Source organism: Parabacteroides sp. B2-S-102 (genome assembly GCF_023656665.1).
GTDB classification, from domain to species: Bacteria; Bacteroidota; Bacteroidia; order Bacteroidales; family Tannerellaceae; genus Parabacteroides; species Parabacteroides distasonis.
Genome location: NZ_JAMOKM010000022.1, coordinates 55,473 through 66,373, shown reverse-complemented (window position 1 = coordinate 66,373; position 10,901 = coordinate 55,473). Strand labels below are relative to the sequence as shown.

Below are 10,901 nucleotides of genomic sequence, written 5' to 3'. Positions count from 1 at the left end.
GCCAGCAGTAACAAGCAGATACTTGAGATTATCGTCTTTATTTCCATATTCTTATATTTATTCGTTCAACTTCCTTATTCTTGATAAAAGACATTAAGATGGATTGAGTTCAGATAGGACTAAGGGCGGTGAGTTACGTAGGAAAATAGGCTAAATAAGGAAAGATCAATCCTCTCCATTATTGAATGGCAAATTGAGCTGATCTGAAAATAATGTCTACCAAAATAATAAAATTGGATAGAATATGCAATCTGACAAGTATTTGGAATGGAAGGAAAGGTATTAGTCCTATCTGTACTAGATACCGGAAATTTGTAAGTTAGGCTTTTTACACTGACAAAATTAAATGGATACATTAATGAATGGAATAGGCGGAACTTTCAACTTTAAGGGGTAAAACTAGCAATTTAAGGTTTGTTGAAATAAACGATAGAGAATCCTATCATTTCGATAGAGATACCCATGCTGCCAGAGAAACATTATAGGTCATGGTTGCTTTTTTATGAATAGGAACAAAGATAATCGTTTAATTCATTATCTTTGTGGAAGTATAAACAAATAAACAAGATAACTATGAAAAATAAATCATCGTTAGTACGTTTCGATTGGGCGATCAAACGTTTACTTCGCCAAAAGTCCAATTTTGTAGTCCTCGAAGGTCTTTTATCCACCCTTCTCGGGGAAAACGTGATTATTGTCCGCATCCTAGAAAGCGAAGGTAACAAAGAGGATAGCGAGGACAAGTTCAACCGCGTAGACGTATTGGCAGAAAACAGTAAAGGCGAGCTGGTAATCATCGAGGTACAAAACAACCGGGAGCTAGATTATTTTCACCGTATGCTATATGGCACATCCAAGGCAGTCACCGAGTATATTCATGAGGGAGAGAAATACGGTACTATCAAGAAAATCTACTCCGTAAACATTATCTATTTCGATCTTGGGCAGGGAAAAGATTACGTATATCACGGGAAGACCCAATTCAAAGGTATTCATTTTGACGATATATTGAAACTATCCACCCGCCAACGGGAACAATTCGTCAAACAAGAAGCTGGCGATATTTTTCCTGAATATTACGTATTACGTGTCAACGAGTTTGACGAACTGGCGAAAACACCCCTCGACGAATGGATCTATTTCCTAAAAACAGGAGAAATAGATGAACATGCCACCGCCAAAGGATTGCCGGAAGCACGGGAGAAGTTACGGATCGATAAACTCAGCCCTTCCGAGAAGGGCCAATACTACGCCCACATGGAAGCCCTTCGATATCAAAAGAGCGTCATCGAGACCGGATGGATAGAAGGGCATGCGGATGGACGAGCGGAAGGTATCGCGGAGGGTAAAGCGGAAGGTAGAGCAGAAGGTATCGCGGAAGGACAGAACCTAGAGAAACGTCAAATTGCCGCCAACTTGAAAAAGCAAGGGCTTCCCATCGAGATCATAGCGAATTGCACAGGGCTCTCTCCCGAAGAGATAGCGGACTGTTAGCGCAAACTTAAAAAGGGGGAATCAAAAGATTCCCCCTTTATACATATCATCGAAATTCGAATGCTGTCCGTTCATCTTCTGGGCCTCCTCGCTTTCTGGATTCAGTTCCAAAGATTTCTTCAAGTCCTCGAACGCACCGGTCTTATCACCTTTCAGATTCTTGGCTCGCCCACGCTCACTATAAGCCTTGGCAAAAGACGGATTCGTCTCGATCGCCTCGTCGAAGAAAGCGATCGCCTCGTCATATTTCTTTTGCTCGATCAGTAACTGACCAGATAAGATACAAGCGTCCTCATTAAACGGATTTAGATCTAGGACCTGCTGGAAATCAGAATTCGCGGCCTCGATATCCCCTAAAGCCATATGAATACGTCCTCTCAATAAATAAGAACTTTCCTCCTCCGGCACGATCTCGATCGCTTTCTCCACATCGGGCAGCGCCTCTTTAGCTTGTCCCAGTCCTAAAAGAATCTCCGCACGCAATAAATAAGCATCGGCGAAATCCTCCTTCAAGGAGATCGATCTCGTCAGGTCGGCGATAGCGCCAAATACGTCATTCGTCGCTTTCTTCGCTTTTGCCATCATGAAATAAGCGACATGATTAGAAGGCTCTAGCTCGATCACGTGCAAACAATCGGTTATGACCTCCGCATCCTTATCCAACATAAACAATAAGTTAACGCGAGTCAAGCGGGTAGCGATATGATCCGGCTCCATCTCAACCATCCGGTTCAACACGTCCTCGGCTTTCCCTAGATCGTTCGCCATCGTATAAGCGGAAACGAGATAGCTCATCGTCTCAAAATCCTCCTGTATATTCAGTGCCTCCGTAAAGCATTTGATCGCATAAACAAGTTTTCCCATCTTCTGGGCACGTACGCCGTCGTATTTCAAGATATCAAAGTTCTTCTGCTCGTTCTTCGCCTTATCCTCCGTCGCCTCGGCCGGTTTGGAAGAAGAGAATAAAGATGTAAAGAAATTTCCCATGGTCTTATTCCTTAATTATTATAGTTCTACATTATTAGAATTCCACCGCAAAGTTACGGTAATATATTTGAATTTTCAGCCGTACAAGCGCCGGAAAAAACACGTACGTGTTTTTGGAAAAAGTCGTACATGTTTTTCGGAAAACACGTACATGTTTTTTCAAGCTGACAATCATTCACCGAAAAGGCCGTTTCGCTTATTTATTTTCATTTTTTTAATTAAAATGTAACAGATCGTTTTCCAGTATTTTATAATTTTGCGATTGTTTTTAATTTGGCTGAAAGTTGCTCAATCCTTTGTAGAAACCTTTTAAGCTAGCCACAAATATAGAATATGGAGAATATAGAGACAGGACTTTTGTTAATGGTAGTTGGAATGACCACCGTATTTGCTATCCTTTTGATCGTTATCAATCTGGGAAAAGGACTTATCGTCTTGGTGAATAAATACACACCGGAAGAGATCATAGCGAAGAAACCAGTAGCGGCAGCCGTTCGGGTACAAACGGCCACTCCAACGCAAACCACCGCAATCGGCAGTCTTTCCGGACAGGAGACAGCCGCCATCGTATCGGCAATCAGCGCCGTGACCCGTGGACAGGGGAAAGTTATCAAAATTGAGAAAGTATAAATAATACATATTAATATCATGAAAAGAGAAATCAAATTCAGTTTGGTCTTCAGAGACATGTGGCAATCTGCCGGAAAGTATGTCCCGACCGTAGACCAACTAACCAGAGTCGCTCCGGCAATTATCGAGATGGGCTGTTTCGCCCGGGTGGAAACGAATGGCGGAGGATTTGAACAAGTCAACTTATTATTCGGAGAGAATCCTAATAAAGCGGTCCGTGAATGGACAAAACCTTTCCATGCGGCAGGTATCCAGACGCATATGTTGGACCGCGCGTTGAACGGCCTTCGCATGAGCCCGGTACCCGACGATGTACGTCAGCTATTTTATAAGGTAAAGAAAGCGCAGGGAACGGATATCGCCCGCACGTTCTGCGGTTTGAACGACGTACGGAATATCGCCCCATCTATTAAATACGCGAAAGAGGCCGGTATGATCTCACAATGCTCCTTGTGTATCACGCATTCTCCGGTACATACGGTTGAGTATTATACCAAGATGGCATTCGAGTTGATCGAGCTCGGAGCGGATGAGATTTGTATCAAGGATATGGCCGGTATCGGACGTCCGTACACATTAGGCCGTATCGTAGCCAATATCAAGGAAAAATATCCAGAGATCCCGATCCAATATCATAGCCATGCCGGTCCCGGCTTTAACGTAGCTTCCATCATGGAGGTTTGTAACGCGGGTTGCGACTATATCGACGTAGGTATGGAGCCGCTTTCTTGGGGTACAGGACATGCGGACTTGCTGACCGTACAGGCGATGTTGAAGGACGCCGGTTATAAGGTGCCCGAGATCAATATGGAGGCTTATATGAAGGTTCGTGCCTTGGTTCAAGAATTCATGGATGATTTCTTGGGATTGTATATCAGCCCGAAGAACCGGTTGATGAATTCCTTGCTGATCGGACCGGGACTTCCGGGCGGTATGATGGGTAGCTTGATGGCGGACCTTGAGAAGAACCTAGAGACGATCAACAAGAGCAATATAAAGAACAACAAACCGCTGATGTCTCAAGACCAGTTATTGATCAAGTTGTTCGACGAGGTAGCTTACGTATGGCCACGTGTCGGTTATCCTCCATTGGTAACTCCATTCAGCCAATACGTGAAGAACCTAGCTTTGATGAACGTCATGCAGATGGAGAAGGGGAAAGCCCGCTGGAGCATGATCGCCGACGATATCTGGGATATGATCCTCGGAAAGGCCGGACGTCTTCCGGGCCCGTTGGCTCCCGAGATCGTCGAGAAGGCGAAGGCCGAAGGCCGCCAGTTCTTCGAGGGCAATCCTCAAGACAATTATCCGGACGCATTGGATAAGTATCGAAAGTTGATGAACGAGAAGCAATGGGAAGTTGGCGAGGATGAGGAAGAGCTCTTCGAATACGCCATGCACCCCGCTCAATACGAGGCATATCGCTCCGGAAAGGCCAAGGTTGAGTTTAAGGCAGACGTGGCAAAACGTAAGGCAGAGAAAGCGAACGCCGGTAAACCGACGGTACCCGCCACTCCAGCCGCACCGGCTCCGGCACCTGCCGCTGCATTAACGATGCCGACTACTCCGCAAGTCATGACCGTAGATGTAAACGGGCAAGCTTACCGTGTGACCGTCGCTTTTGGTGATACCAACAGCGCGACTCCGGAAGTTAAACCGACAGCGGCTCCCGCCCCGACAGCCCCGGAGACAACAAATGCTCCCGCAGGCGCTGGAAAAGAGGTGCTTTCTCCGCTGGAAGGTAAATTCTTCCTTGTAAAAAACGCTTCCGATACACCGGTGAAGGTGGGCGACGTAGTGAAAGAAGGTGATGTCCTTTGCTACGTGGAGGCCATGAAAACATACAATGCCGTACGTGCCGAGTTCGGGGGAACGATCACGGCGATCTGCCTGTCTTCCGGTGATGCCGTATCTGAGGATGATGTATTAATGACGATTCAATAATGAACGAGATATTTCAAAACTTATATGAGATGACTGCGTTCAGCAATATCATTGCTGAACCGCAGTTCTTGATCATGTATGCCATAGCGTTCGTATTGCTCTACCTCGGTATCAAGAAACAATACGAGCCGCTATTGCTCGTGCCTATCGCGTTCGGCGTATTGCTCGCCAATTTCCCCGGAGGCGATATGGGAGTGATTCAAGCGGATGAGAATGGGTTGATTAATGTACACGGCGTGATGAGAAACATCTGGGAAATGCCGCTGCATGATATCGCACACGAGCTTGGCTTGATGAACTTCATCTATTATATGTTGATCAAGACGGGCTTCTTGCCGCCGATTATCTTCATGGGTGTCGGTGCGTTGACCGACTTCGGCCCGATGCTCCGCAACCTTCGCCTATCCATTTTCGGCGCCGCGGCCCAATTGGGAATCTTCACGGTGCTTTTGGTAGCGATCTTGATGGGATTCACACCGAAAGAGGCAGCGTCTTTAGGTATTATCGGTGGCGCCGATGGCCCGACGGCTATCTTCACGACCATTAAATTGGCTCCGCATTTGCTAGGCCCGATCGCTATCGCCGCTTATTCTTACATGGCTTTGGTACCGGTTATCATCCCGTTGGTCGTTAAGCTACTGTGTTCTAAGAAAGAATTACGGATCAACATGAAGGAACAAGAGAAGAAATACCCTTCTAACATGGAGATCAAAAATTTGCGTGTATTGAAGATTATCTTCCCGATCGTGGTAACTACCGTAGTCGCCTTGTTTGTTCCCAGCTCCGTTCCTTTGATCGGTATGTTGATGTTCGGTAATCTTGTAAAAGAGATCGGAACCAATACGTTCCGTCTGTTCGATGCCGCTTCCAACAGCATCATGAACGCAGCCACGATCTTCCTCGGATTATCCGTCGGGGCGACCATGACCACGGAAGCGTTCTTGAACCTGACAACAATCGGCATCGTAATCGGCGGTTTCTTGGCATTCGCCTTGTCTATCGCCGGAGGTATCTTCTTCGTTAAGATTTTCAATTTGTTCACTAAGAAGAAAATCAATCCGCTTATCGGAGCCACGGGTTTAAGTGCTGTACCCATGGCCTCTCGTGTGGCGAATGAGATCGCGTTGCAATATGATCCGAAGAACCATGTCTTGCAATATTGCATGGCTAGTAATATCTCGGGAGTGATCGGCTCGGCGGTAGCTGCCGGCGTATTGATTTCCTTCTTGGGATAAATGAGATTAAATAGTATAAGTAGACGTTGTAGAGACGGGGCATGCCCCGTCTCTACAACCGGAATCAAGAGAAATCGGCCAACCTTAACATCTATTAGTATCCAAAATGACTTTTTAGATAAATAATTTCCCCGAAATGCTGTAATCCAAAAATATTTAGTTTAATTTGTGACTTGATATAGGAATGTATTTATCCTTTTCTTAAAAGCGATTGTATATGAAGGACACTCTTGAGACTAATTTGCCGGAAGAAGCCGGGAAATTGGAAGAAACTAAAAAACCGGTTGAGACGCCGGAAATCGATGCTACCGCAGACGTTGAAGCCAACGATACAGCGGAGGCGGACGCTGCTATTGCCGCAGGTAAATTAACCAAAGAAGAAATTCTCGCTAAGTTAACCGAACTTGTTGAGACTTCCGTAGAGACTTCCCGTGGAGAAGTAGAGGCTTTGAAACAGGCTTACTACAAGATCCGTCGTAACGAGGTGGAAGAGCTCAAGAAAGTATTCATCGCTGATGGTGGCGAAGAAAAGGATTTTACAGCCCCCGCTGACGAAACCGAGAACAAGATCAAGGATTTGCTCACCTCTTATAAAGAGAAAAGAGCCGCTATCCTCGCCGAGGAAGAGCGTGTAAAGGCCGCTAACTACGCTTTGAAATTGCAGTTGATCGACCAGTTGAAAGAGCTTTGCGAAAGCCAAGATGATTTCAACAAATTATACAACTCTTTCAAGGACATCCAACAAAGATGGAAAGAGGTGAAGGCCGTTCCCCAAGAGCACGTGAACGAGCTTTGGAAGAACTATCAGATCTACACCGAGAAATTCTATGATATTATCAAGATAAACAATCAGTTCCGTGATTACGACTTCAAGAAGAATCTGGAATTGAAGACCGCCTTGTGCGAAACCGTAGAGAAACTAGGTAACGAGTCGGATGTTATCTCCGCTTTCCACCAGCTTCAGAAGCTGCACCAGCAATGGCGTGAGATCGGGCCGGTAGCGAAAGAGTTACGTGAGGACTTATGGGCTCGCTTCAAAGCTGCCTCAACCGTGATCAATAAGCGTCACCAAGAGCACTTCGAGAAACTGAAAGCGAAAGAGCAGGAGAATCTGGATGCGAAGACCGTGATTTGCGAGCAAATCGAGGCGATTGATTTCAGCGCGTTGAAATCGTTTAAGGATTGGGAAGAAAAGAATAAGGAGGTAATCGGCTTGCAAGAGAAATGGAAGACGATTGGTTTCGCTCCGAAAAAATATAACGTAAAGATATTCGAACGTTTCCGTGCCGCTTGCGATGTCTACTTCGAGAAGAAGAGCGAGTTCTACAAGGCGATCAAGAGCGATATGGAGAAAAACCTCGACGCTAAACGTGCGTTATGCGAGAAAGCCGAGGCTTTGAAGGATAGTACGGACTGGAAGGATACGACGGATAAGATGATCGCTTTGCAGAAAGAATGGAAGACGATCGGACCGGTAGCCCGTAAGCATTCCGACGCTGTCTGGAAACGTTTTATCTCGGCTTGTGATTATTTCTTCGAGCAAAAGAATAAGAACGTTGTATCCCAAAAGAGCATAGAGCAGACCAACTTGGCCGCTAAGAAAGAGTTGATCGCTAAGATTAAGGGCATGGACGAGAGCCTTGGACATGATGAGGCTATCACGACCTTGAAGTCTTATATGGCGGAATGGAACACGATCGGTTTCGTACCGTTCAAGGAGAAAGATAAGATCTACAAGGAATATCACGAGGCGGTTGACCAACAATTCGATCGCTTGAAGGTAGACCAGAACGATCGCAAGATGCAGTCGTTCCGCAACAACCTAAACGAGATGACCAGCGGCGAAAGAGGTAAAGGCCGTTTGTTCAGCGAGCGTGATAAGTTGATGCGTATGTACGAGCGCATGAAGAACGAGCTTCAGACTTACGAGAACAACATCGGCTTCCTAAGCATTTCCTCCAAGGGCGGCGGCGGTTTACTGAAAGAAATGGAACGCAAGATCGAAAAACTGAAAGAGGATATGGCTTTAACAGTCAAGAAGATCGATGCCATCGACGAGAATCTGGAATAACAATCTCATAAACCCGAGCAAAGCCGTCCTTTAAAAAGACGGCTTTGTTGTTTTTACGCTTTTATGTCACGGATACATTATTTCAATCCCGGCCACGAGACGGCCGTACTTTTAGGGACACAGAACTACACGGCACCGACAAATGTCCGTAAAATGCAAAAAGACTTGGCGCTGCTGCCGGTTTGGTATGCGGAAGAGGATGATTTTGTCTATCTGGAAGATAGTAAGGCAACCCCTCCGTTTTTCGCCCATTTGCCCAAAGACCTACACCCGGCTCCTATACCTGTAACAAAAGCGATGCTGGTGAAAAACGCTCCCTACCTCTCTCCTATGGACGCGGCCCCGTGGGGACTTTCCCCGCATAGTCTTCATTTATTCGAGCAGTTGAGGGACAAGGCAAAAGTCCGGCTATCCGTCCCGACTTGGAAAGAGGATTATTTTCGCCTTACCGGTAGGCAAACGGCGGCGGAATGTCTGGAAAAGATACAGGCCCTCCTACCCGATCTCCCTATTCCGGTAGCGCCTCGTTTCTGCACGAAAATCCGGGAGGTGGAGAGATACATGATCTTATGCAACGCTCCCTTCGTATTAAAAACACCCTATTCCTCTTCCGGACGGGGATTGCTATGGGTAGAGAAACGAAAACCGGATACAAAAACGAAGAACTGGATAGAGGGCGCATTCAACAAACAAGGAATGATCAGCATCGAAAGCGGATTAGACAAAGTACAGGATTTCGCCATGGAATTTTATTCCGACGGGCAAGGTACTGTCCGTTACGAGGGATTATCCGTTTTCAATACCGAGGAGCGAGGCTCCTATACAGGCAACATCCTAGAGGAACAATCCACCATGCTCTCTCGCATCACCCGATTCACGGGCGAAGAAACCTATTCCCGCATCCAAGAGGCGGTACGCTCTGTATTACAAGAAGTGTACGGATCTACTTACGCGGGCTGTATAGGTGTGGATATGCTGGTCTATAGACAAAAGGATGGATCTTTCGCTATTCATCCCTGCATTGAGATCAATATGCGGTACACGATGGGAATGGTCGCTTTACGTCTATTCCAGCATTATGTAGCGCCTAGGGCTGTTGGCGATTACCGGGTTTCTTACGAGAAGGAAGCCGGAGAAGCTCTCGAGAAACACCGCCTCATGTCTGAGACCTATCCGCTTCGCCTCGCGAATGGAAGGATTCAAGAAGGCTACCTCTCATTATGTCCTGTCACAAAAGAGACACATTATCGAGCCTATTTATTGCTCATGTAACAGATTATTCATTACATTTGTAAAAATCTTTAGACTCTAGTAATACCATTAATAAATTTATCATTATGAAAAGATTATCAATCTTGGCCGTATTCATGCTGATCAGCGTGATCACGTTCGCCCAACAAGCCCTTTGGGGTAGTCAGAACATCATCTCTCCGGAGATTCATCCGGATAACACCGTAACCTTCCGGTTCATGGCACCCAAAGCGATCAAGGTGCAGGTAACAGGAGATTTCCTTCCCACACAGAAGATGGAGACTCAGTTCGGTTTAGTGGATGTACCCGGTACCGTTGATTTAAAGGAAGGTAAAGAAGGCGTTTGGGAATATACCACACCGGAACCTCTTCCCTCCGAATTATATAGCTATTCCTTTATTGTCGATGGATTAAAGACTACAGATCCTAATAATGTCTATCTGAACCGTGACGTGGCATCCGTTACGAATATCTTTATCATCAAGGGTGGACAGGGCGATTTATACAGCGTTAATGATGTTCCTCACGGAACGGTCGCTCGCCGTTGGTATGAGAGCCCGACATTGGGAAAGACCCGCCGTATTACCGTTTATACGCCGGCTGGCTATGAGACAAGTGGCAAAAAATATCCGGTATTCTACCTCTTACACGGCATGGGTGGCGACGAGGAAGCTTGGATCGCCTTAGGACGTACGGCCCAGATCTTAGACAATTTGATCGCCCAAGGTAAGGCAAAACCGATGATCGTGGTTATGACAAACGGAAACGCGGATCAAGAGGCCGCTCCGGGAGAATCCAGCCTAGGTTTAGTTAAGCCGAATATGCAACTACCTAAAACCATGGAGGGTAGCATGGAAAGCAGCTTCCCGGATGTCATTAAGTTTATCGAGAGCAATTACCGTGTGGAAAAAAAGAAATCCAGCCGTGCGATAGCCGGACTTTCCATGGGCGGTTTCCATTCTTTGCATATATCTAAGCAATATCCGGATATGTTCGATTACGTGGGATTATTCTCTGCCGCTATCCTCCCCCGCGAAGGCTCCGAATCTCCCATCTACCAGAATATGGATGAGAAGCTGAAAGTACAATTCGGCAAGCACCCGAAATTATACTGGATCGCTATCGGTAAAACCGACTTCCTATACAAAAACAACGTAGACTATCGTAAGAAACTAGACGATAACGGCTACAAATACGAATACTACGAGAGCGACGGCGGCCATATCTGGAAAAACTGGCGCATCTACCTCACAAAATTCGCCCCAATGTTATTCAAATAGCAAAATACC

Annotated in this window: 8 protein-coding genes; 7 read left to right on the top strand and 1 reads right to left on the bottom strand. The window is 46.1% G+C overall.

The annotated features are described in order from the left end of the window. The first annotated feature begins 573 nt into the window (after positions 1–573). Entirely contained in the window at positions 574–1,494 is a 921-nt protein-coding gene (locus NBH07_RS19490) for an Rpn family recombination-promoting nuclease/putative transposase (RefSeq protein ID WP_039848966.1), read from the top strand. Positions 1,495–1,515: 21 nt separating this feature from the next. On the opposite strand, the gene NBH07_RS19485 is transcribed toward NBH07_RS19490, so the two are convergent. Beyond that, positions 1,516–2,481 (bottom strand): tetratricopeptide repeat protein, encoded by a 966-nt coding sequence (locus tag NBH07_RS19485; protein WP_008773956.1) that lies wholly within the window; start codon positions 2,479–2,481, stop codon positions 1,516–1,518. A 333-nt stretch (positions 2,482–2,814) separates the two neighbouring features. On the opposite strand from NBH07_RS19485, the gene NBH07_RS19480 reads away from it, so the two are divergent. From NBH07_RS19480 to NBH07_RS19455, 6 genes are all read left to right on the top strand, one after another. Then, positions 2,815–3,111, top strand: coding sequence for an OadG family protein (locus NBH07_RS19480; protein ID WP_008778485.1), 297 nt, complete (start codon positions 2,815–2,817; stop codon positions 3,109–3,111). 18 nt (positions 3,112–3,129) lie between these two features. Then, positions 3,130–5,055 (top strand): biotin/lipoyl-containing protein, encoded by a 1,926-nt coding sequence (locus NBH07_RS19475; protein ID WP_008773958.1) that lies wholly within the window; start codon positions 3,130–3,132, stop codon positions 5,053–5,055. Next, positions 5,055–6,290, top strand: a complete 1,236-nt coding sequence (locus NBH07_RS19470) for a sodium ion-translocating decarboxylase subunit beta (RefSeq protein ID WP_005861009.1) — start codon at positions 5,055–5,057, stop codon at positions 6,288–6,290. Before NBH07_RS19475 ends, NBH07_RS19470 begins: the two co-directional genes overlap by 1 nt. Positions 6,291–6,507: 217 nt before the next feature. Next, a complete protein-coding gene (locus NBH07_RS19465; protein WP_156682779.1) occupies positions 6,508–8,361 on the top strand; it encodes a DUF349 domain-containing protein in 1,854 nt (617 codons plus the stop codon). A gap of 63 nt (positions 8,362–8,424) precedes the next feature. Further along, the gene (locus NBH07_RS19460; protein WP_156682780.1) at positions 8,425–9,633 is read left to right on the top strand and encodes a hypothetical protein; all 1,209 of its coding nucleotides are present in this window, start codon (positions 8,425–8,427) and stop codon (positions 9,631–9,633) included. 65 nt (positions 9,634–9,698) lie between these two features. Continuing rightward, positions 9,699–10,892, top strand: coding sequence for an esterase (locus NBH07_RS19455; protein WP_008780628.1), 1,194 nt, complete (start codon positions 9,699–9,701; stop codon positions 10,890–10,892). Positions 10,893–10,901 lie beyond the last annotated feature (9 nt).

Coding starts and splice junctions, on each gene's coding strand:
- NBH07_RS19485 (WP_008773956.1), bottom strand. CDS start 2,481: ATGGGAAATTTCTTTACATCTTTATTCTCTTCTTCCAAACCGGCCGAG.
- NBH07_RS19465 (WP_156682779.1), top strand. CDS start 6,508: ATGAAGGACACTCTTGAGACTAATTTGCCGGAAGAAGCCGGGAAATTG.
- NBH07_RS19475 (WP_008773958.1), top strand. CDS start 3,130: ATGAAAAGAGAAATCAAATTCAGTTTGGTCTTCAGAGACATGTGGCAA.
- NBH07_RS19480 (WP_008778485.1), top strand. CDS start 2,815: ATGGAGAATATAGAGACAGGACTTTTGTTAATGGTAGTTGGAATGACC.
- NBH07_RS19470 (WP_005861009.1), top strand. CDS start 5,055: ATGAACGAGATATTTCAAAACTTATATGAGATGACTGCGTTCAGCAAT.
- NBH07_RS19460 (WP_156682780.1), top strand. CDS start 8,425: ATGTCACGGATACATTATTTCAATCCCGGCCACGAGACGGCCGTACTT.
- NBH07_RS19455 (WP_008780628.1), top strand. CDS start 9,699: ATGAAAAGATTATCAATCTTGGCCGTATTCATGCTGATCAGCGTGATC.
- NBH07_RS19490 (WP_039848966.1), top strand. CDS start 574: ATGAAAAATAAATCATCGTTAGTACGTTTCGATTGGGCGATCAAACGT.